Consider the following 20,389-nt stretch of genomic DNA (forward strand, 5'->3'; position numbering starts at 1 on the left):
GGGTTACTTGGGGCCTAGCCGGGTGGGTTCACGATCTTCAGAACCTCAGCGGCGTAGTCGTTGAGTGGCGTCAAAGGGCCGGTGGCCCGCTGCAGTTTGGCGGCATTCAGATTTGTCTGCGTGCGCAGTGCCTGCTTTTCGACCTCGGCGAACGCAGGGGCCTCTGCAAACTCGGCAGAGGGCGCGGTGCCGATCCGCCTCATCTCCATCGCCGCGGGCAGACGTTTTCGGCAGGTGCAGCGGGCGCCTTTGCCCGCAAGGCCACAATGCGCGGCGGTAAAATCCTGAACCAACGCCCGCGCGCGCGACAGGCGTTTGCGAAAATTCGCGGGGGTAATGCCAAGCGCCTCCGCTGCCTCTGCATGATCGAACTCGATGATTTCGCCCAGAACATAGGCCGCGCGATGCGGCAGATCGAGGCAGAGCAACATGGCCATCGTGCAGCGCAGCCGCAATTCGTTGAGCATGATGTGGTCTTCGGGCGCCGCCTGCGCCTCGTCGGCCAATCCGCCCAGCAAGTCGTCACCAAACATCTGAAATGAAAGGCCGGGATCATTGGCGATGACCTTGCGGGCGGTCAGCAGGTAGTTTGTCGCGACCCGATAAACCCAGGTCTCAAACTGACTGTCCTCACGGAACGTCGAGAGCTTAGTCACAATCCGAATAAGAATTTCCTGCGTGGCGTCTTGCGCAGCCGAGGGGTTGGCCAACATCCGCAGAGCCAATCTATACACCCGGTCCTGGATACGACGCACGAGCGTTTCAAGGGCTTTCGCGTCGCCCTGCTTTGCGGCGGCGATGTCGGCTGTTTGTACACGGTCCATCTGTCGGTTTGCGCCTCTCGTTGTCTTGATACTTCGTTAGACAACTGCCCAAGGCAATGTGTGACAAGAAATTTTGCCTATGATCGAACGAATTGAAACCGACACTCAACCTGCGTTCAATATTTTGCTTGCGTGATCGTGGATTGCCGCCGCGACCGCCGCGATCACTTTCGCCCCACGACTGTCCTGATTGCGAAGCAGCCAGACAGATCGCCCGGCGCTGAGCGGGGTCTTCTGGCTGGGCACAGCGCCGCGCAACCGGTCGCCCACAACTCTTGGCAGGGCCGCCACCCCGATCCCGTTATCCACGGCGCACGCCAGAGTCGAGAAATCATCAACGACAACAACTGATTGAAACCTATCCGGATCCACCGGCCATATCTGACCGTGGCGCTGCGCCCTCATCCGAATAAGGCTAAGCGCGTCGTACTCGCCATGATCCAATGCCGCGATTTGGTCCGGATGACCAAAGACCCCTACGGACAGGGCACCTACCTGTCGACCCAAAAGATCTTCTGGCGGAGCATCGGTAAAGCGTAGAGCAATATCCGCCTTGCCGCTCTGAACGTCCACCGGATCGTCGCCAGAGATCAGATCGAAGGACAATGCGGGGAACCGGCGGCGAACGGCGGCCAAGGCCGGAAGAACCAACAGATCGAACCCCCAGGTATTACAGGCGATGGACACGCGGTCGATGACATCGGGGTGTTCGCGGCGCGCGAACTGCGCCATCTCGTCAACCACAGCGCTCATCCGGTCCGCATGATCGCAGATGACTTTTCCCTTCTCGGTCAAGGTCCAAGGGTGGCGCTCCCGATTGACAAGTCGCAGCCCCAAAGCACGTTCCAGCGCGGTGATGCGGCGCGACACCGTTTGATGGCTGAGCCCGAGCGCGCGCGCGGCCGAGGTCGCACCACCATAGGCGCGCAGCACAAGAAGGACGCGCAGATCGGACCAGTTGAGACCGTTTAGAACGTCCATTTTTGCACCTTCTTTGTTCATTCTATTCCATTTTTGCACCAAAGGCACAGTGATAGACAGAGAAAAAGAAAAGGAGCTGCTATGTGTATGTCAGTTGTTTTGATAATCGCAGGTCTGTTTCACCTGATCCTCTTGATCGGTCATGGCTCTCAGATCGCATTGAGCCATGGGGTGTCTTGGGGCACGGGGCGGCGCACGACCGCACCTATTCTAAGCGATCTTGACCGGCGGTTTGACAGAACAGTCACGAACAATACTGAAAGCATGATCGCCTTTGTGCCCGTGACCGTTGCGGCCCTGTACCTTGGCGCCGATACGGTCGTCGCTTTGTTTGCAGCGCAGGCTTTCATAGCCGCGCGTGTTGCGTTTGCCGGGCTGTATCTTCTCAACATTCCTTATGTACGAACTTTGGTCTGGTTTATCGGAAATCTGTGCATCGCAACCATCGCGTATGAAACAGTCGCCGTTGTGGGCTAGTGATGGCAAATGAGCGTCATTGCGAAACCCAAACCGCAAAGGAGGGAATAAAACATGATTTCAACCCGCTATGTAGATGAAATGTCAAAATACGCGCGCTGGCAAAATGACATTATCTACCAGCTATGCGAAGACATTGGGCAAAGTCAGCGTGAGCGGGATCGCGGATTGTACTTCGGCTCAATCCACAACACATTGGACCACATATGCGTGGTAAATCGCGCGATCCTGACGTTCCTGAATGGCGCTCTGCCAATCCAGAACCCGCCTGGCCATGTCGTTTGGCCAAACTGGGAAGACCTGAAATCTGTTCGGCTCGCGCAAGACAATGAACTGTCGGCGGGCGCCGGTGAATGGACAAAAGCATGGCTGGCAGAAGAAACTGTAACGTACGACCGGAGCGCGCCCGACTTGCCCGCAGTTCCGCGCTGGATCATGGTCGTACAGCTATTCAACCACCAGACCCACCATCGAAGCCAAGTGACCAGTGCCCTTCACGCGATGGGGGTTGATTATGGAACAACGGACATTCCGTGGCGCCCCGGAGCGGGGTTCTTCGTCGCATGACACCAAGCGCTTCCGTCGCGGTCGGATCTACTGGTCACGGTAAAGTGCGGTTCACGATCTTATGCGCTTTCTGCAGGAATCGAGATTCTTGGGCTCATTTTTTTGAATTCGCAGCGGTTTGCACAAACTCTAACTATGCGGGACGAAGTGCGCTTTCGCTGCCGTTGCGCCAATGGCGGCCTAGCCGGGCCGCGTTATCGGGTTTTCTTCTCAAAGGATGCCTTAGCTTTACCGAACGCTGCTTCCACTATCTCCGACATGTCGGTCAAAGTCTCGTTTGACGGGTTCAAAACGGCGACCCAGCTCATCCAGCCATAGACAGGATGCGGAGTGAGCGTGTCGGCGGCGGTGAAGTCCCACTGACCATCGACCACCCCGCCCTTACCGGGGCGTGAAGGGGGCGGACCGAACCGTTTCAGAAACAGCGGCTTCGTTGTCCCAACGTTTAGGCGAAACACGCCCGCGCGGTCCAGGTGAGAGGCCTTGTCGTTCTCTCCGTCCTTTTCCTTGACGGTTGCAAAATAGACCCCGCGCGGCAGCATGAGGCTGGGGTTGTAAAAAATCGACCGTTCTCCCCAGGCCTCCACCACGCGGGTGCCCTCAAAACGATCCAGCAGATACGCGATGATGCTGTCGGGGGTAGGATCAGTGCTCATTCTCTGCGATCCTTTTCAAATAGTCCGTGAAGGTTTTGCCGGGTTCAAGACGGTATCCGTCCTCTGTGAGTTGGACGTTCTCCATGCGATCCAGCCGAAAGGCCCGAAAATCCTGCCGATCCTCGCACCAGACAGTAAGGGTCAAAACGCTTTCCCAAACTTGAACTTCCAAAGGGCGAACATAGCGCGTGGACCGCTCCTGTCGCAGCGACAGATAGTCAAACCGCACCTTCGTCCGAGCCAGTATGCCGCGCCGAACAACCTCAAGTGTTTCACGTTCGGCATCAGAGAACTTGGTATGGTAGACACCAATGCTCCCGCGATGCGGGTCGAGCATTTCAGGACGCGGCAGCACGGCACGCACCTTGTCGCCTAAGGTCTCGGCATCTGCTGAAATGACCTTGCCAAAGGACGCCTGAACCAGAGCGAGCCCGAGCTCAAGAACCTCAAGCTCGCCCTGGGTGATGTTGAGCGGGGGCAGAAACACCGGACCTTGCATCAGGTATCCCACGCCGCGTTCGCCCGTAATGGGGACGCCGGAGGCCACAAGCGTGTCAATGTCGCGGTAGATGGTCCTGAGAGAGACCTCCATTCGCTGCGCCAGTTCTTCGCCTTTATGGAGCTTTCCATCGCGAAAAACCTGAAGAATATCAAACAGTCGGTCCGTGCGTCTCATGCCTCATTCTAGCACAATCGGTACCTGATAGGTCAAAGTCATCGTTTCAGGATCGACGGACATCATGAAGGGAAGCAAAGCCTCATTCTCCATCGACGCGGCCATGGCAGCTTGCGCTGCTTCAGTATCTGTCCATCTCACATGATCAGTCCATGACTCATCTTCGCCCTCAGACAAAACCCGCCCTATGAAGCCATTCATGGTGCAGAGTATTGGCATGGTGCTCGCCGCTGCCGCAATGAATTGATCTCGGTCCACGCCGTCTGCCAAGCGGAATTGAACGATCTCGACAATGCCAACCTCGGCGTCGCCGGATGCAGTGCAGTCCTGCGCAACAGCGCCCGTTGCGAAGGTCGCGGTCATGACACCCGCCAAGAGAAAAGGTTTAGTCATATCTTGCTCCAGAGTTTCGATGGCACTCTGCTAGCAGAAGCCAACTGACACGGTCTGTCAGTTACGAGACGCAACCGAGTTCCACCTCCCGCAAGCCTCGACCAATTCAATGTCGGACATTGGTCGCGTTGCAGAAAGTTTGCCGTTTGGGCTCTGAGCAGTCGTTAGCGTAAAGTCGCTTCGACGTCGGCTATGGGCCGGGAGCGATGGCCGCCGCTGCCTGGCAGGCGCAAGGCCCGTTGCGCCGCCGCATGACCGGTTCGATCCCACCTAGACCTAAGCTATTTTTGAAACGCATCTATCTGTCGAGCATTCCACGTAGTAGTCGGTTCATCATCGCACCGTCGGGCATGGTTTCACTTCGGTATGGGATATTGAAGTTAATCAACTCATCGGACACGCGTGAAGCTTCGACGCCAATGCTCTCAGCCATGTCCTCTAAAATGTCACCAAGGGCCTCGAAGACATCCAAACCTTCCCACTTCCCAAAGTCACCCCAAAGCGCCTCATGCACCTTAACGAGGCGTTCGTAAAATGGAGAAAACCACTCAAAATCAGCCCCTTGAGTTAAATCGGCAGGATGCGTTTCCGGAGTTTCTCGCGCTGTAACCGCACCCAAGAAGTACGATGCATACTTCAGTAGCTCTCCAATACGTCCATACACTTCTTCTGCAACCTGTCCAACATCTCCGTGCGTCCGGTACGCCTTGATCATCTCGTAAACTTGACCTCTGGTAGTGCCCAACACCTTGACCAATGTCTCGAGGTAACCGTCTACGGGATCATACCCGAACGAGCCGACAATGCGGCATGCTGCGTACTCATCCCACGTTGCCAGAATTACCTGCCAGCGCATGTGGTCTAGGATGTTATTGTATTTTTTCTGTAGAAGAATTTTCGGGAAAGATCTGTCAAATGCAGCAGTCACCTCGACATGCGCACACTCGTGAGCAACCAAATGAAGTGATTGTCCAAAGTACTCGGTTTCCTCCCCTGGTTCCTCAAGAATGCTGAGTGCGTAGTTTGCGTTGAGTACAAGGTGGGTCTTGATCACACCGTCACGGATCACCGTCGGGGCCATTGCGACACCGATAGCGACGCCTTTCGTTGCGGAGAGCTTGTAGGTGGTCTCATATCCACGATCCAGCTCCGCTAGCGCTTCGTCATAGTCGAATGCAACTGTCACGCCATCCAGATTGGTCAGATCAATGGACTGGCTGATGACGCTGAGGACGGAGTGCAACTTGTAGATTGCCTCCTTTGCATAGTCCTCATTCGCGAACCCCCTAGCGAAGAACTGAAGATTGCTTGGGATCGAAACGTTATCTGGAAGTTTGTCGGCAGTACCCTCTTCACCCTGCATGTTACTCAACCTTCCGTTGTAAATCTCAAAATTACCGCCGCGAATCCATATATGGGTGAAGCCTGCCGAAACGCAACCGCATCTGGGGGGAGTGATTTGGCGGTTGCGCGGTCGCCCGCACTATAGAAATGCTACAAGATAACCACACGGACTAAGCCCGTTACCTTAAGCTGCTTAAAGGGCACTGAAGCAACCATTGGTGCAGGCTTAGCGAAGTGGCGCTTCGTCCGCACTGCAGACCTCGGGTCCCTGAACTATGCTGCGGCCTGTATGAATGGCCGGTTTGGTGAAGCTGCGCCGCAGTAGAGCCAACTTGGCGAATGTCCGGAGAGGGCCGTCCACTCATCGCGGATCCGGCTCAATTGGATGAGGAACCTGCTGCGCCGCCGCATGACCGTTTCTGAGCCAAACTGACCATGACCATGCCACGGCTTCGCTGCGGGTGCATACGTCCTCTCCAGCCCTCTTGCGACATTCCCGCCCGGCGAAACGCTCGACGAGGCGCTGACGCCCCGGCATGGCGAAGCCGCCGTTTGCTGCGCCGAGCACCGAGGGCCGGAGTGCTCACAAGCCGGACGCAACTCTTGGCACGCTGTGGCCCATACTCCTCGTACATCCGACCCGTTTGCCGCATATCAGGTTCGGAAAGCCGACTGCAGGAACGTTGCCCTTCGAAGAGACGCATGACTAAGCGGAATAGGGGAGCGCTTCAGTGTTAGATTCCGTAGAGTGGAAACTGATTGCCCGTGCCGATCTTAGAGATCTTCAGCAGTTCGCGATAAACGAGATCCGTATCGGCAGCTGGAAACAGATCCTCGATTGCGATTTTTGACTGACCCGCCAGGCTCGGATGAAGTCGCAACTTCAGACCGATGTAGCGCGCCGCATAGTTTCGGGCGAGAAGCCCGCCACCACCAAGTAGGCCGCAATGTTGACGCAGTACCCGGGTCGATACGTCGTCGGAATTCAGTCGAGTCGACTCGACGATCGGATGAAAGCGCGGCGAGAGAATGAAGCAGTAGATTGTCGGCCAACGGTTTAGATCGTCACCACCCCAGCTGTGGTCTCTGTACAGCGGCGATGAGCCCGCGCCCTCAAATTTGTGAGTCGCGAACCAATGCGCGATATCGATCGACGAGGTAACGTCGAGGAACGGCGTCGGGCAGCCATATTGCTGGAGAAGCAGGCCTCGCTGCCACGCGGACTTGGCAAATGTCGTATGACGCGTCCTGCCACCTACGACATTCCCATTTTTGTCATAAGCTAACTGTGTCGACGAGAGTTCCAGCCCGTCGCCGAATTCGGCTTCGGGGAAGTCACCATAGAGCGGCACATCGACCCATGCCGGTCCAAAAACTGTCTCTGCCGCACTTTCCCAAGCCATGATGTCGATCAGAAACTTGCGATAAGCCGCGCGCTCTCCACCAAACTGACCAGCGTTGCGATATAGCGACGTGACCAAAGACGCGTCTCGGACATTGGCATAGGGTAGGCATCCTTGCGCAAATGCCGCGCTCCGGTCGAGGGTCAGGTATTCGGACACCTGACCGCGGAACCAGACCTTACTGTTTCCGTTCGTGAGCGCGAGCTTCTGTGTGAGTGCAGTCGCAAGGTCACGGAGCTGGTCCATACTATCGATACGCAGTTCGGCCGGAGTCGCCTGCGCCAATGCCGTGCGCCCGAGGTCGTCGACCAAGTCCGACCAGAAGAGCCTGGCCGCTTCGGCACCATCACCCAAGATGCGCGATGGATCGCGGAGATAAGCTAGGATCTGGTCGCCGATTACGGCCTCTCTGCGCGGGAGCCAATCCATGGTGAATGAGGCATGGACCCAGCGTCCGCCAACCGGAACGATCGCCAACCCGTAAAACGGATCACAGAGGAATGGTCGTGCGAAAGCCTCGCCCAGACCCATCTCGGTAAAATAAGAAAGTCCAAAATGCTCGCGAAGGGCCTCTGGATCGATCCAGCATAGCCCGAGCTTGTCGATCCCGATCTCGGCGATCGGTTGAGGGCAGCCATGAGTGCGATCTTCGACACTCACCTCGCTCTCGGGCAGCATGATCGTGTCATACAACATGGCATGGGACTCGACCGGGTTCATCAAGCCTAGGGACTTGAGTTTATTGCGTGCAAACCGGCGATAGGATGCGTCGGAACTGAATTGATCGGATGTATATACCTCAAATACGCTGCGGCTAGAAAGCAAGCTCGCGCCTATCGGATCGGTTTCATTGATTTGAGACATGATTCCACCCACCATTTGATAACTGCCACGCCAAAAAGCTGAAAGCAGCTGAATTCCATATAGGCGACTATCCATGGCGTAGTTCGAGCGCTGATGGAAGCTGCATGTCGAAAGATCGGGTGGGGAGCGACTGCTTGTTCCTCAAGCCCTGCCTTTCCTGTGGGTCTGGGCTAGCCAGCCCCGACTGTCCGCTTCGAGGCGCGGCATTCTAGATGACGACAGTTAAAGGGCCCTTCGAGGCCTCCTGGGGCTACGGCCCCAAGGGCAGCTATCTGCGCATTACCGACGCACGACCCGCTGCAGGCTGCACGTGCAGCGAACGGCAGGAAAGTCCGCGCTGCTGACCATGGCGTGCCTGACATTGTTACACGATGCCATGGATGGCCGGTTTGGGGAAGCTGCGCTGCCGCGGAGCCAGCTTCGCCAATGTCCGGAGAGGGCCGTCCTGCCCATCACCGTAGTCCTGGCGCTAGGACTTTGCAAAGGTCGCTTCCTGCGCAAAGCAGCCTTTCGTAACCTTCCAAGGCGAACGGCAATAGGGACGGCAGTCAGAATAGATGGAGAGCGCCAATCGATCAGATGGCATTCTCCGGCGACCATCATGACGAAAAATATGGCACGGCCACACAACCGAACAGATCGGCGCACATCAACAAAGTTGCGCATGCCAAACACAAATAGGTGGATGAAAGGGTGGGTAAAAATATGCCGAAAACGCGCAAGACATTGATTTAAAATCAATTATCTTGATAAAATGGTGCGGTCGAGAAGACTCGAACTTCCACTCCGGTTAAGGAACAGCGACCTCAACGCTGCGCGTCTACCAATTCCGCCACGACCGCACGCCGTGTGTCGCGGTTCATAGCGAAACCCAAAACCGATGTGAAGCGGATTTTTCGTCTTTTTTCGCCCCCCTGCCCGTGCGGGACGCTGAACCCTTTAAATCCCTGACAAAGACCCGTATTTCGGGGGCAGAACCCACGCATGACAAAGGTGAGCCCATGGTGGAATGGCGGATTTCCGACGGACTGGTCGACTATGAGACAGCTTTGGCCGAAATGGAGGCCCGCGTGGCCGACATTGCCGAGGGCAAGGCGGAGGAGCTGATCTGGCTGCTGGAACACCCGCCCCTATATACGGCGGGCACATCTGCGCGGATTGAGGATCTGACCGACCCCGACCGTTTTCCCGTTTATGAGGCGCGGCGCGGCGGACAATATACCTATCACGGTCCGGGGCAGCGGGTGGCCTATGTCATGCTGGACATCGGCAAACGCGGACGCGACGTGCGTCAATTCGTTTGCGCGATGGAGGATTGGGTGATCAAGACCTTGGCCGAATTCAACGTCCGCGGCGAGCGGCGCGAAGGCCGCGTTGGGGTCTGGGTCACACGCGAGGACAAGCCCGCCAACATCGACGGCACCCCCCGTGAGGACAAGATCGCCGCCATCGGCGTGCGCCTGCGCAAATGGGTCAGCTTTCACGGCCTGTCGATCAACGTCGAACCGGATCTCGAACATTTTGAGGGAATCGTTCCCTGCGGCATCCGCGAACATGGCGTGACCAGTCTGGTCGATCTGGGCCTGCCAGTGACCATGGATGACGTCGACAACGCGCTGCGGCGCAGCTTTGACACCGTCTTTGGTGGTAAATAACCCCCCGCATGTCAGATACATGTTGCCTTTCGCGGGCGTAGATGTAGGTATCGCGCCGATTTAGTATGCGTCGGTATGCGGCAATCGGTCGTGGTTTAAATTCCAACTGCGGCATATCAGAGCATTGCTCTGGGCCAAGCGGCGCACTAAAACTGCCAAAGGGAACGTGCGGATGAATACCGTCGTATTCACCGCTTAGACTGTAATAACGGGAGGCATCAAATGGCCGACGCAGCCATTCATGGCCACGAACATGATACCCGCGGGTTCTTTACCCGTTGGTTTAAATCAACGAATCATAAAGACATTGGCATCCTGTACCTGTTCACTGCTGGTCTGGTAGGCTTCATCTCGGTCGCATTTACGGTGTACATGCGCCTCGAGCTGATGAACCCGGGCGTACAGTACATGTGCATGGAAGGCATGAGCCTCGTTGCTCAGTCTGCTGATGCTTGTACCCCGAACGGCCACCTGTGGAACGTTCTGATCACCGGCCACGGCATCCTGATGATGTTCTTTGTGGTTATTCCTGCCCTGTTCGGCGGGTTCGGTAACTTCTTCATGCCGCTTCAGATCGGCGCGCCGGACATGGCGTTTCCGCGTCTGAACAACCTGTCGTATTGGCTGTATGTCACCGGTACCACGCTGGCGGTTCTGTCGGTGTTCTCGCCGGGCGGTAACGACCAGCTGGGTTCGGGTGTTGGCTGGGTTCTGTACCCGCCGCTGTCCACGAACGAAGGCGGTTACTCGATGGATCTGGCGATCTTTGCTGTGCACGTCTCTGGTGCAAGCTCGATTCTGGGTGCGATCAACATCATCACCACCTTCCTGAACATGCGTGCGCCGGGCATGACCCTGCACAAGGTTCCGCTGTTTGCGTGGTCGGTGTTTGTGACTGCGTGGCTGATCCTTCTGTCGCTGCCGGTTCTGGCTGGTGCGATCACCATGCTGCTGACCGACCGTAACTTTGGCACCACCTTCTTCCAGCCTGCTGGTGGCGGTGACCCGGTTCTGTACCAGCACATCCTGTGGTTCTTTGGCCACCCCGAGGTGTACATCATCATCCTGCCGGGCTTTGGTATCATCAGCCACGTCATTGCGACCTTCTCGCGCAAGCCGATCTTCGGCTACCTGCCGATGGTTTACGCAATGGTTGCGATTGGTGTTCTGGGCTTTGTCGTATGGGCACACCACATGTACACCGTCGGCATGTCGCTGACCCAGCAGTCGTACTTTATGGTTGCGACGATGGTCATCGCGGTTCCGACCGGCGTTAAGGTGTTCAGCTGGATCGCCACCATGTGGGGCGGGTCGATCGAATTCAAAACCCCCATGCTGTGGGCCTTTGGTTTCCTCTTCCTGTTCACCGTTGGCGGTGTGACCGGTATCGTTCTGTCGCAGGCCGGTATCGACCGCGCGATGCACGACACCTACTACGTGGTTGCACACTTCCACTATGTGATGTCGCTGGGTGCGGTGTTCGCGATCTTTGCCGGTATCTACTACTACTTCGGCAAGATGTCGGGCCGTCAGTACCCGGAATGGGCGGGCAAGCTGCACTTCTGGATGATGTTCATCGGCGCCAACCTGACCTTCTTCCCCCAGCACTTCCTGGGCGCACAAGGTATGCCGCGTCGCTACATCGACTACTCCGAGCAGTTCGCGACCTGGAACTACTGGTCCTCGATCGGTGCTTTCATCTCGTTCGCTTCGTTTGTCTTCTTCATCGGCGTTGTTTTCTACAGCCTGTTCGCAGGTCGCCGCGTGAGCGAGGCCAACTACTGGAACGAGTATGCCGATACGCTGGAGTGGACCGTGGCCTCGCCGCCGCCGGAGCACACCTTTGAAATCCTGCCCAAGCAGGAAGAGTGGGATAAGGGCCACGCGCACTAATTTCCCCCTTGCCTAAAGACCCAAGGCCCCGGATATCTCCGGGGCCTTTTTTATGAGGAGAGCGCGCAATGTATATTTTCACCATCCTGCCCTTGGTCGTCATCCTGATCGTCATGATCGCCCAGTGGAAAGGCGCCAATATCACCGGCCTTCTGGGGGCTGCCACAATCGGGTTTGTCACTGTGGCCCTGTTCCAGTCGCTGGCGATGCAGGGCGTGGTGCCCGGCGCGATGGCCCTGCGCCACAGCCTGCGCGACGTGGCCTCGGGCCCCTTGGGGGGCGGGTCCATGGGTCCGGCGATCCTGTTCGGGTTGATCTGGGTCCTGCACATGGTCGAGGCGCGCTTTGCCACCCCCGTCGCCGCTAAAACCCGCGTTCTGATGTTCTGGGCGATGTTGATTGCCTTGCTCTTGCCGGGGATCATGTTGGGCCTATTTTCGACGAATAACCCCAACGCGCTGAATGACATTGTCTCGCTGGCGCGGGTGATGGGCATGATCGTTCTGACCGGCCTGCTGATTTTGGTCGGTCTACCGTTGGTGTCGCTGGCCCGCGCGGTGTCCAAATCCTGAGGCACGCCCATGCCCTATGAATGGTTGCCCCCTGAAACGCCGGACGGGCCCAAGGTGCTGCACCTCTGGCCCTACCGCTCCCTGCCCCGTCGCGGGTTTGTGGTGTTTATCGGGATCACCTGTGGGCTGCTGTTTCTGCCACTGATCGCCGTTCTGGGTTCGCCCATCCTGTGGGGGCTTTTGCCGTTTCTGGTGGGCGTGGTCGCCCTGACGTGGGTCATGATCGAACGCAGCTATAAGGACGGCAGTATCCTAGAGGAGCTGCGCCTCACCCATGACGAGGTCACCCTGACCCGCCACAACCCGCGCGCGCCGCGACAGAACTGGTCGGCGAACCCCTATTGGGTCAGTGTCGAGATGCACCCCCGTGGCGGTCCGGTCGAACAATATCTGACCCTGCGCGGCAGCGGGCGCGAGGTGGAAATCGGCGCTTTCTTGACACCTGACGAACGGTTGACGCTGCGAGATGAACTCCAACAAGAGCTGTTCGCCGTAAAAACCCAAGGCCCGCCTGCACTTTAGTACAGACTCGGCCAAATGCCCCAAAAAGGGCACAATTCCTGCATAGCAAATTGGGCGTATTACGATCTTTTGCGCCTTTTGTGGGCGCCGTTATGACAGGGATGGACCATGACACAGCATTTCAAAACCACACTCAGCGCGCTGGCCCTTTCGGTATTTGCCATTGGTGGCGTCGCAGCCGGCGTCACCCTGATGTCCGCAGACGCGGCCATCGCCAAAAGCGATAACGCCGGCGGTAACGGTGGCGGAAATGGCGGTGGAGACGGTGGCGGCAACGGCGGCGGGAACGGCGGCGGTAATTCTGGCGGCAACGGGAATGGCAATTCCGGTGGCAACGGCGGCGGCAATGCCGGTGGCAACGGTGGCGGCAACGCCGGTGGCAATGGCAACGGCAACGGCGGTCTGGCCTCGGAACTGGGTGGCCTGAACGCCGCCAAGGCAAACCCCAACGCCCTGAAGAACGCCAACCCCAACAGTCAGGTCGGCAAAATCGCCGCCTATCAAGAGGCCGCCTTTGAAACCAAGGACGCCTATTCGGAATGGCAGGACGCCTATGCCGATTACCTGGCCCACAAGGACAGCTATTCCGGCCCCTCGTCCGACGAAATCCAAGGTCAACTGGACGCGGCGAACGCCAAGAACGCCGATCTGGACGAGCAAATTTCGGATCTCGACCCTGCGGATCCCGATTACGAGGGCAAGAAATCCGCGCTTGAGGACCAAAAGGTCGACACCGCCGGTCTGGAATCCGATCTGGCCACCGCGACCGAATACGAGGACAAGCTGGACGAGCTGACCGAGGCCTCCAACGCTGCCGGTGAAGCCTATGAAGACGCGCAAGAGGCCGAGGCCGATGCGCTGGACACCGCCGCCGGTGGGCGCGATCTGTCCGACGCGGCGGTTGAGGAACTGCGCGACACGCTGGGCCTCTGATCCCCACAGAATACAAAAACAGGGCCGTCCATCTGGGCGGCCCTTTTCGTTTGCCCCTTGATCCGCGCGCGGGTTGCCCCCATGTCGGGTGGGTCAGACGGAGTAAAGACAATGGATCACAGCCGCCGGTAATCCGGACACCCTGCTGAACCACGGCGCCCGCAGATGCGGTTGGCGCCTTTGATCCATATTTACCCATAGGACATTCCATGCCCAAACTGACCGACAAAACCGCCCTGATCACGGGGGGCGCGCGTGGTATTGGCGCGGCCATCGCCCGCCTGTTCGCGCAAGAGGGGGCCAAGGTCATCCTGACCGACATCGACGTCGACACCGGAACCGCCACCGCCGCCGAGATCGGCGCGCTTTTTATCCCCCTCGACGTGTCACGAGAGGAAGACTGGGACGCTCTGGCCGCCCGCGTGCCCGTCCTCGACATCATGGTGAACAACGCAGGCATCACCGGATTGGAACCCCGCGACGATGCGCCCCTGCCCGCCCATGACCCCGAACACGCGACATTAGCCGATTGGCGCGCGGTGCATGCGGTGAATTTGGACGGCACGTTTTTAGGGTGCCGCTATGCCATCGGCGCGATGCGGGCGCGCGGCGCGGGATCGATCATCAACATCTCGTCGCGCTCGGGCCTTGTGGGGATACCGGCGGCGGCGGCCTATGCCGCGTCCAAGGCCGCGATCCGCAACCACACGAAATCGGTCGCCCTCTATTGTGCGGCGCAGGGGTTGAACATCCGGTGCAATTCCATCCACCCTGCCGCCATCCGCACGCCGATGTGGGACCCGATGCTGGGCGATGGGCCGGAACGCGCCGCGCGTGAGGCCGCAATCGTTGCGGGCACCCCCCTGCGCCGGTTTGGCGAACCCGAGGAGGTCGCAGCACTTGCCCTGCTGCTGGCATCCGACGATGCGCCCTATATCACCGGATCCGAGTTGAACATCGACGGCGGGTTGCTGGCCGGATCGGCGGCCACACCGGGCGATTAGGCAGAGAAAAACCGCCCGCACCATCACAGGCGCGGGCGGCTCTTTGTTCGAAATTCGGGCGGTTTGGCGCTTAGCTCAGCTTGTTGCGAACCATCGGGCCGACCAGAGAGAAGTCCATCTGACCGGTAAATTTGGATTTCAGCGCGCCCATAACCTTGCCCATATCGCGGATGGAATCGGAACCGGTTTCGGCAATGGCCGCCGAAATCGCGCCGTCGATTTCATCATCGCTCAGCTGTTTTGGCAGGAATTCCTCGATAATGGCGATCTCGGCCATCTCGCGCTCGGCCAGATCCAAACGACCGCCTTCCTCATAGGTGCGGGCGCTCTCTTTGCGCTGTTTTACCATACGTCCCAGAATTTGCAGGATTTCTTCGTCCGAGACGGGGATATCGGCCCCCTCGCCTCCGCGTTTGGAAATCTCCATGTCCTTGATCGCGGCATTGATCAGGCGCAGGGTCGACAGGCGCTCAGCCTCTTTGTTTTTCATGGCCTCTTTGAGGGCCGTAGCAATGCGGTTGCGCATGTAGTTTTCGCTTTCTTGTTCCCCAGATGCGAGAGCCCGCAACCTACTTGTTAGCGCCCAAAGGTGCAAGAGATCGCCCATCCGTGTAATATACGCAGAATCCGCATCTTTGGCCTTGAACCCAAAGGGAGCCGCGCGTAGTTTCGCGCCGATTTGAGCACCGGAGCCTGCCATGCCCTCGACCACGACCCGTCCCACCGCCTGTCTGACGCTTGCTGATGGAACCGTATTCTACGGCAAGGGCTTTGGGGCCGTTGGTGATACGGTGGCCGAGCTGTGTTTTAACACCGCGATGACCGGCTATCAGGAAATCATGACCGACCCGTCCTACGCCGGTCAGGTCGTGACCTTTACCTTCCCGCATATCGGCAACACCGGCGTCACCCCCGAGGATGACGAGACCGCCGATCCCGTTGCCGCCGGTATGGTGGTGAAATGGGACCCGACCACGCCCAGCAACTGGCGTTCGGTTGAATCGCTGCAGCCGTGGCTGGAACGCCGTGGCCGGATCGGCATCGGTGGCGTGGACACCCGCCGCCTGACCCGCGCGATCCGTCAGCAAGGCGCGCCGCACGTGGCCATCGCCCACAACCCCGACGGCGTGTTCGACGTTGAGGCCTTGGTCGCCAAGGCCCGCGCATTCAGCGGCCTTGAAGGTCTGGATCTGGCGAAGACCGTCACCTGCGCGCAATCCTATCGTTGGGACGAACAGCGTTGGGCATGGCCCGATGGCTATACGGCCCGCACCGAACCCGGTCGTCGCGTTGTGGCGATTGATTACGGCGCGAAACGCAACATCCTGCGCTGTTTGGCCAGTGCCGGTTGTGACGTCACCGTCCTGCCCGCCACCGCAACCGCTGAGGATGTTCTGGCCCTGAACCCCGAAGGTGTGTTCCTGTCCAACGGTCCGGGCGATCCCGCCGCGACCGGCGAATACGCCGTGCCGATGATCAAGGGCGTTCTGGAAAAGGACCTGCCGGTTTTCGGCATCTGCCTTGGTCACCAAATGCTGGCGCTGGCGCTTGGGGCCAAGACCATCAAGATGAACCACGGCCACCACGGCGCGAACCATCCGGTCAAGGATCTGGACACCGGCAAGGTCGAAATCACCAGCATGAACCACGGCTTTACCGTGGACAGCCAGACCCTGCCCGAGGGTGTCAAAGAGACCCACGTGTCGCTGTTTGACGGCAGCAACTGTGGCATCGCAATGACCGAACGCCCCGTGTTCTCGGTGCAATACCACCCCGAGGCCAGCCCGGGTCCGCAGGACAGCTTTTACCTGTTTGAGCGTTTTGTAGACGCGATGAACGCCCGCGCCTGATCGCGCGCCCAGCGACCATCGAAATTTACCTTTCGTTAACTATCCCTGCCTAACAGTGGGGATAGTTTTTTTATGGATATTTCGATGTCGGCGATTGTTGCGCAATTTCAGACATTTAAAAAACGACCTTTACCTGCTGGACCACGCCCGTCGAACAACGGACGTCGGCCGCTGGGGGAGATTTTGTTGGCCAGTGGGGCCTTGCGCCCTGACCATTTAGCCCGCGCGATTGCGCTCCAAACCCGTCAGAACCTGCGGCTTGGCGATATCCTGTTGGCGCATGACTGGATCACCGAGGGCGACTTGCTGGACGCGCTTTGTGTTCAGTTCGGCACCGATCCCATTGATCTGGAAACACAATCGCCCGATCCACGCCTGTTGGACCGTATCGGGGTCGAGGCCTGTTTGCGCCAAGGGATCCTGCCGATCAAACGCATCGGCGGCGGTGTCGTCATCGCCACCTGTCGCCCCGATCAGTTCGACAAGCTGACCCTGCCCGCCTCGTTTGGCCGTCCGATCATGGCGATTTGCAGCGAAAGCGCCCTGCACCACGCGATCCTGAACCTGCGCGACCGACAGCTGATCGAACGCGCCGAAACGCGGGTGCCGGACGAGATGGCGTCGCGTTATTGGTACAAGAACCGCCCGCGATTTATCCTGACGACGGCCTTGGTGATGCTGGCGGCCCTTGGCGTGGCGCGCCCCCTGTTGACCTTTAATCTGTTGGCGCTTTGGGCATTGGTGTCACTGGCCTTCTGGACGGCCCTGAAACTGGCCACGCTCTGCACCAAACCGCAGGAGCACGACCTAAGCCCGACTGCGGGGCCTGCGCAAAAGCTGCCCGTGGTGTCGATCCTTGTCCCCCTGTTTCGAGAAGAGGACATCGCCCAGCGTCTTGTCACGCGTTTGGGGCGGCTAAACTACCCCAAGGAATTGCTGGACGTCTGCCTGATCACCGAGGAAGAGGACGCCGACACCCGTGATCGCCTGATCGCGGCCCGCCTGCCCCATTGGATGCGCGTGATCACCGTTCCGGGTGGCAGCCTGAAAACCAAACCGCGGGCGATGAATTACACGTTGGATTTCTGCAAGGGGTCGATCATCGGGATTTACGACGCCGAGGACGCGCCGGACCCCGATCAAATCCACAAGGTCGTGCGCATCTTTAACACCGCGCCCGAGAACGTCGCCTGTCTGCAGGGCGCGCTGGATTTCTACAACACCTCTCGCAACTGGATGTCGCGCTGTTTCACGGTGGAATATGCCACGTGGTTTCGGGTTCTATTGCCGGGGATTTCGCAACTGGGTCTGGTGGTTCCCCTTGGCGGCACCACGTTGTTTTTCCGCCGCAAACCGCTTGAAGAGATCGGCGCGTGGGACGCCCACAACGTGACAGAGGACGCCGATCTGGGCGTGCGTCTGGCGCGGGCGGGATATCGCACGGAACTGGTCGACACCGTCACGGGCGAAGAGGCGAATTGCCGGATGGTGCCGTGGATCAAACAACGCTCACGCTGGGTCAAAGGGTTCATGATGACCTATGCGGTGCATATGCGCGACCCGATGCGGCTGTGGCGGGAACTGGGCCCGCGCCGGTTTCTGGGGTTCCAGATCCTGTTCGCGGGGTCCCTGTCGCAATCCCTGCTGGCGCCGCTGATGTGGTCGTTCTGGGTGGTCCCGTTTGGCATCGCCCATCCCGTCGTCACGGGGATGAGCACCCTGCAATTCGTCGCCATGTGCGCCCTATTCGCGCTTTGTGAGGGGTTGAATATCGCAACCGGCGTCATCGGCCTGAAACGCGCGGGAAAATCCGCCTATCGCTGGTGGGTGCCGACCCTGTACGCCTATCACCCGATGGCCAGTTTCGCAGCCTATAAGGCCCTTTATGAGATGGTCACATGTCCGTTCTATTGGGACAAAACCCAACACGGGATCGCCGACGACATGGATCACGACCCCCACGGCCCCGACATCATCCCAGGACCGGCGGGCCTGCGCCTCGTTCACTAAGGGTCAGAGTTCGTTGGCAAAACTCGTCGCGTCCAGACGCAAACGCGCCTCGAACGCGGTCGAGATATGGGATTTCAACGCCTGATAGGCCCGATCCCCGTCGTGATCAGCAATCGCCTCGACAATCGCAGCATGCTCTTCCAGCGCCTTTTCCCCGCGCCCTTCGGCGGCCAGAGACGTGGTCGCCATCAGGGCCATCGACCGGTGCACAAGGTCCAGCTGTTGAACCAGAAACACGTTATGGGACGCCAGATGCACCTGTTTGTGGAACCGGCGGTTCGCCCGCGACATGCCCGACGGATCGCCCAGCAACGCGCGATCCTCTTCGACCATGGCCCGCAGGACATTGATTTCCTCATCCGTGGCGTGACGCGCGGCCAGACGGGCCGCCAGCCCCTCAAGCTCTCCCCGCACGACGTATAGTTCGGCCAGTTGATTGTGGTTCAGCGAGGCAACAATCAAACTGCGCCCGTCGCGCACCAACAGGGACTGGGTCTCCAGACGCTGCAACGCCTCACGGATGGGCGTGCGCGAGACGCCGAACCGCTCGGCCAGTTCGCTTTCGACCAAGCGATCACCGGGGCGATACACACCCACATCGATCGCGTCCAAGATCAAAGCATAGGCGTCTTTTTGCGAGTTTTTCGCGTCTTTCATGAACTGTTCCCTAAAAATCCCGCTCTAACTATCCCTGTGAGCGCTCACGAATCAAGCCATTCTACACCACAGCCGTTGCGCCAAACGCCGCAGCCCGCTAGGGATTTCCCATGGTGAAACAAGATTTTGACGGGGTGCGGGACTGGATCTTTGATCTGGACAACACCCTTTATCCGCCCGCCGCGCGTCTGTTTGATCAGATTGAGGTGCGCATGACGGCCTATGTCATGGACGCGCTGAACGTGCCGCGCGATGAGGCGAACCGCCTGCGCAAACACTATTGGGCGGAATATGGCACGACACTGGCAGGGTTGATGGACCTGCACGGGGTCGATCCCGCGCCCTATCTGACCTCGGTGCATGACATTGATTTCAGCGCGCTGATCCCCGACGCCACGCTGGCCAACCGGATCAAGGCCCTGCCTGGACGCAAGTTCGTCTATACCAACGGCAGCGCACCCTATGCGCAAAACGTGCTGGCCGCGCGGGGTCTGGACGGGCTGTTTGACGGGATTTACGGGGTCGAGCACGCCAATTTCCGACCCAAGCCCGAGCACCGCGCCTTTGAAACCGTGTTCACCGCCGCCGGCATCGACACCTCCCGCGGCGCGATGTTTGAGGATGATCCCCGCAACCTGTCCGCGCCGCATGCCATGGGGATGCGCACGGTTCACGTCGCCCCCACGCCCGAACCCGCGCCCCATATCCACCATCATACCGACGATCTGTCCGGCTTTCTGGCCATTCTGATCTGAACAGATTGCCGCACCCCATGGAAATCGCGGCGTTTTCTGGGATGTTTTGACGCAGTGCGGCAACCTGTGCCCTGTTGCCCGCGCCCGCCCGTTTCTATGTCGCCTCCGACCAAAGCGGAGAGACACAATGGCAACCGACACCACCATCACCACCCCAACCCACGACGTAGCAGGCACGATTTCCAACAGCACCTTTGCCTTTACCCTGTTTCTGGTGGTGGCCCTGATCGCGCTGTGGGGAATTTCGTTCCTGACCTTTGGCGTGCCGGGCCTGTACATCCCCGCCGTGGCCTTTGTGCCGGTGATGTTCGTGATCTTGCTGGTCATCACGCGCGGATGATGCGGGGATGACG

21 protein-coding genes and 1 tRNA gene are annotated in these 20,389 nt (G+C 58.8%); 12 read left to right on the top strand and 10 right to left on the bottom strand.

The features are described from left to right. Positions 1-14: 14 nt before the first annotated feature. Together R1W00_RS09095 and R1W00_RS09100 are read right to left on the bottom strand one after the other, a co-directional pair. Positions 15-824: an RNA polymerase sigma factor gene (locus R1W00_RS09095; RefSeq protein ID WP_317262429.1), complete on the bottom strand. Its 810-nt coding sequence runs from the start codon at positions 822-824 to the stop codon at positions 15-17. A gap of 105 nt (positions 825-929) precedes the next feature. Continuing rightward, on the bottom strand, positions 930-1,826 hold the full coding sequence (locus R1W00_RS09100) for a LysR family transcriptional regulator (protein ID WP_317262430.1): 897 nt from the start codon (positions 1,824-1,826) through the stop codon (positions 930-932). A gap of 66 nt (positions 1,827-1,892) precedes the next feature. Between R1W00_RS09100 and R1W00_RS09105 the strand changes: the two genes are divergently transcribed. Continuing rightward, positions 1,893-2,282 carry an MAPEG family protein gene (locus R1W00_RS09105; RefSeq protein WP_317262431.1) on the top strand — a complete coding sequence of 130 codons (390 nt, stop codon included), beginning with the start codon at positions 1,893-1,895 and terminating at the stop codon, positions 2,280-2,282. A 54-nt stretch (positions 2,283-2,336) separates the two neighbouring features. Beyond that, a complete protein-coding gene (locus R1W00_RS09110) occupies positions 2,337-2,849 on the top strand; it encodes a DinB family protein (protein ID WP_317262432.1) in 513 nt (170 codons plus the stop codon). 194 nt (positions 2,850-3,043) lie between these two features. Here the strand turns inward: R1W00_RS09110 and R1W00_RS09115 are convergent, their stop codons facing one another. From R1W00_RS09115 to R1W00_RS09140, 6 genes are all read right to left on the bottom strand, one after another. Continuing rightward, positions 3,044-3,505, bottom strand: coding sequence for a DUF6194 family protein (locus tag R1W00_RS09115; protein ID WP_317262433.1), 462 nt, complete (start codon positions 3,503-3,505; stop codon positions 3,044-3,046). Beyond that, a complete protein-coding gene (locus tag R1W00_RS09120) occupies positions 3,495-4,181 on the bottom strand; it encodes a YafY family protein (protein WP_317262434.1) in 687 nt (228 codons plus the stop codon). Before R1W00_RS09120 ends, R1W00_RS09115 begins: the two co-directional genes overlap by 11 nt. Positions 4,182-4,184: 3 nt before the next feature. After that, positions 4,185-4,574: a hypothetical protein gene (locus R1W00_RS09125; RefSeq protein WP_317262435.1), complete on the bottom strand. Its 390-nt coding sequence runs from the start codon at positions 4,572-4,574 to the stop codon at positions 4,185-4,187. Between the two features lie 298 nt (positions 4,575-4,872). Continuing rightward, positions 4,873-5,937 (bottom strand): hypothetical protein, encoded by a 1,065-nt coding sequence (locus R1W00_RS09130; protein WP_317262436.1) that lies wholly within the window; start codon positions 5,935-5,937, stop codon positions 4,873-4,875. Positions 5,938-6,652: 715 nt separating this feature from the next. Then, on the bottom strand, positions 6,653-8,260 hold the full coding sequence (locus R1W00_RS09135) for an FRG domain-containing protein (RefSeq protein WP_317262437.1): 1,608 nt from the start codon (positions 8,258-8,260) through the stop codon (positions 6,653-6,655). A 680-nt stretch (positions 8,261-8,940) separates the two neighbouring features. After that, positions 8,941-9,027 (bottom strand) — tRNA-Leu (locus R1W00_RS09140). A 120-nt stretch (positions 9,028-9,147) separates the two neighbouring features. Between R1W00_RS09140 and lipB the strand changes: the two genes are divergently transcribed. From lipB to R1W00_RS09170, 6 genes are all read left to right on the top strand, one after another. Beyond that, the gene (lipB, locus tag R1W00_RS09145) at positions 9,148-9,840 is read left to right on the top strand and encodes a lipoyl(octanoyl) transferase LipB (RefSeq protein ID WP_317262913.1); all 693 of its coding nucleotides are present in this window, start codon (positions 9,148-9,150) and stop codon (positions 9,838-9,840) included. Between the two features lie 222 nt (positions 9,841-10,062). Next, a complete protein-coding gene (gene ctaD, locus R1W00_RS09150) occupies positions 10,063-11,733 on the top strand; it encodes a cytochrome c oxidase subunit I (protein WP_317262438.1) in 1,671 nt (556 codons plus the stop codon). Between the two features lie 68 nt (positions 11,734-11,801). Then, positions 11,802-12,305, top strand: a complete 504-nt coding sequence (locus R1W00_RS09155) for a hypothetical protein (protein ID WP_317262439.1) — start codon at positions 11,802-11,804, stop codon at positions 12,303-12,305. Between the two features lie 9 nt (positions 12,306-12,314). After that, a complete protein-coding gene (locus R1W00_RS09160; RefSeq protein WP_317262440.1) occupies positions 12,315-12,827 on the top strand; it encodes a DUF2244 domain-containing protein in 513 nt (170 codons plus the stop codon). Between the two features lie 108 nt (positions 12,828-12,935). Further along, positions 12,936-13,760, top strand: coding sequence for a hypothetical protein (locus R1W00_RS09165; protein ID WP_317262441.1), 825 nt, complete (start codon positions 12,936-12,938; stop codon positions 13,758-13,760). A 209-nt stretch (positions 13,761-13,969) separates the two neighbouring features. Further along, entirely contained in the window at positions 13,970-14,764 is a 795-nt protein-coding gene (locus tag R1W00_RS09170) for an SDR family oxidoreductase (protein WP_317262442.1), read from the top strand. A 70-nt stretch (positions 14,765-14,834) separates the two neighbouring features. Here R1W00_RS09170 and R1W00_RS09175 read toward each other — a convergent pair whose 3' ends face one another. Then, positions 14,835-15,290, bottom strand: a complete 456-nt coding sequence (locus R1W00_RS09175) for a GatB/YqeY domain-containing protein (RefSeq protein WP_317262443.1) — start codon at positions 15,288-15,290, stop codon at positions 14,835-14,837. 172 nt (positions 15,291-15,462) lie between these two features. On the opposite strand from R1W00_RS09175, the gene carA reads away from it, so the two are divergent. Both carA and R1W00_RS09185 read left to right on the top strand, forming a co-directional pair. Continuing rightward, on the top strand, positions 15,463-16,614 hold the full coding sequence (carA, locus tag R1W00_RS09180; protein ID WP_317262444.1) for a glutamine-hydrolyzing carbamoyl-phosphate synthase small subunit: 1,152 nt from the start codon (positions 15,463-15,465) through the stop codon (positions 16,612-16,614). 186 nt (positions 16,615-16,800) lie between these two features. Next, positions 16,801-18,624: a glycosyltransferase family 2 protein gene (locus tag R1W00_RS09185; RefSeq protein ID WP_317262445.1), complete on the top strand. Its 1,824-nt coding sequence runs from the start codon at positions 16,801-16,803 to the stop codon at positions 18,622-18,624. Between the two features lie 3 nt (positions 18,625-18,627). On the opposite strand, the gene R1W00_RS09190 is transcribed toward R1W00_RS09185, so the two are convergent. Then, the gene (locus R1W00_RS09190) at positions 18,628-19,281 is read right to left on the bottom strand and encodes a GntR family transcriptional regulator (protein WP_317262446.1); all 654 of its coding nucleotides are present in this window, start codon (positions 19,279-19,281) and stop codon (positions 18,628-18,630) included. Between the two features lie 110 nt (positions 19,282-19,391). Between R1W00_RS09190 and R1W00_RS09195 the strand changes: the two genes are divergently transcribed. After that, positions 19,392-20,036, top strand: coding sequence for a pyrimidine 5'-nucleotidase (locus tag R1W00_RS09195; protein ID WP_317262447.1), 645 nt, complete (start codon positions 19,392-19,394; stop codon positions 20,034-20,036). Between the two features lie 127 nt (positions 20,037-20,163). Next, entirely contained in the window at positions 20,164-20,376 is a 213-nt protein-coding gene (locus R1W00_RS09200; RefSeq protein ID WP_317262448.1) for a hypothetical protein, read from the top strand. Positions 20,377-20,389 lie beyond the last annotated feature (13 nt).

It is taken from the genome of Rhodovulum sp. FJ3 (genome assembly GCF_032918305.1).
Taxonomy (GTDB): Bacteria; Pseudomonadota; Alphaproteobacteria; order Rhodobacterales; family Rhodobacteraceae; genus SAT37.

Coding starts and splice junctions, on each gene's coding strand:
- R1W00_RS09095 (WP_317262429.1), bottom strand. CDS start 824: ATGGACCGTGTACAAACAGCCGACATCGCCGCCGCAAAGCAGGGCGAC.
- R1W00_RS09100 (WP_317262430.1), bottom strand. CDS start 1,826: ATGAACAAAGAAGGTGCAAAAATGGACGTTCTAAACGGTCTCAACTGG.
- R1W00_RS09105 (WP_317262431.1), top strand. CDS start 1,893: ATGTCAGTTGTTTTGATAATCGCAGGTCTGTTTCACCTGATCCTCTTG.
- R1W00_RS09110 (WP_317262432.1), top strand. CDS start 2,337: ATGATTTCAACCCGCTATGTAGATGAAATGTCAAAATACGCGCGCTGG.
- R1W00_RS09115 (WP_317262433.1), bottom strand. CDS start 3,505: ATGAGCACTGATCCTACCCCCGACAGCATCATCGCGTATCTGCTGGAT.
- R1W00_RS09120 (WP_317262434.1), bottom strand. CDS start 4,181: ATGAGACGCACGGACCGACTGTTTGATATTCTTCAGGTTTTTCGCGAT.
- R1W00_RS09125 (WP_317262435.1), bottom strand. CDS start 4,574: ATGACTAAACCTTTTCTCTTGGCGGGTGTCATGACCGCGACCTTCGCA.
- R1W00_RS09130 (WP_317262436.1), bottom strand. CDS start 5,937: ATGCAGGGTGAAGAGGGTACTGCCGACAAACTTCCAGATAACGTTTCG.
- R1W00_RS09135 (WP_317262437.1), bottom strand. CDS start 8,260: ATGGATAGTCGCCTATATGGAATTCAGCTGCTTTCAGCTTTTTGGCGT.
- ctaD (WP_317262438.1), top strand. CDS start 10,063: ATGGCCGACGCAGCCATTCATGGCCACGAACATGATACCCGCGGGTTC.
- R1W00_RS09155 (WP_317262439.1), top strand. CDS start 11,802: ATGTATATTTTCACCATCCTGCCCTTGGTCGTCATCCTGATCGTCATG.
- R1W00_RS09160 (WP_317262440.1), top strand. CDS start 12,315: ATGCCCTATGAATGGTTGCCCCCTGAAACGCCGGACGGGCCCAAGGTG.
- R1W00_RS09165 (WP_317262441.1), top strand. CDS start 12,936: ATGACACAGCATTTCAAAACCACACTCAGCGCGCTGGCCCTTTCGGTA.
- R1W00_RS09170 (WP_317262442.1), top strand. CDS start 13,970: ATGCCCAAACTGACCGACAAAACCGCCCTGATCACGGGGGGCGCGCGT.
- R1W00_RS09175 (WP_317262443.1), bottom strand. CDS start 15,290: ATGCGCAACCGCATTGCTACGGCCCTCAAAGAGGCCATGAAAAACAAA.
- carA (WP_317262444.1), top strand. CDS start 15,463: ATGCCCTCGACCACGACCCGTCCCACCGCCTGTCTGACGCTTGCTGAT.
- R1W00_RS09190 (WP_317262446.1), bottom strand. CDS start 19,281: ATGAAAGACGCGAAAAACTCGCAAAAAGACGCCTATGCTTTGATCTTG.
- R1W00_RS09195 (WP_317262447.1), top strand. CDS start 19,392: ATGGTGAAACAAGATTTTGACGGGGTGCGGGACTGGATCTTTGATCTG.
- R1W00_RS09200 (WP_317262448.1), top strand. CDS start 20,164: ATGGCAACCGACACCACCATCACCACCCCAACCCACGACGTAGCAGGC.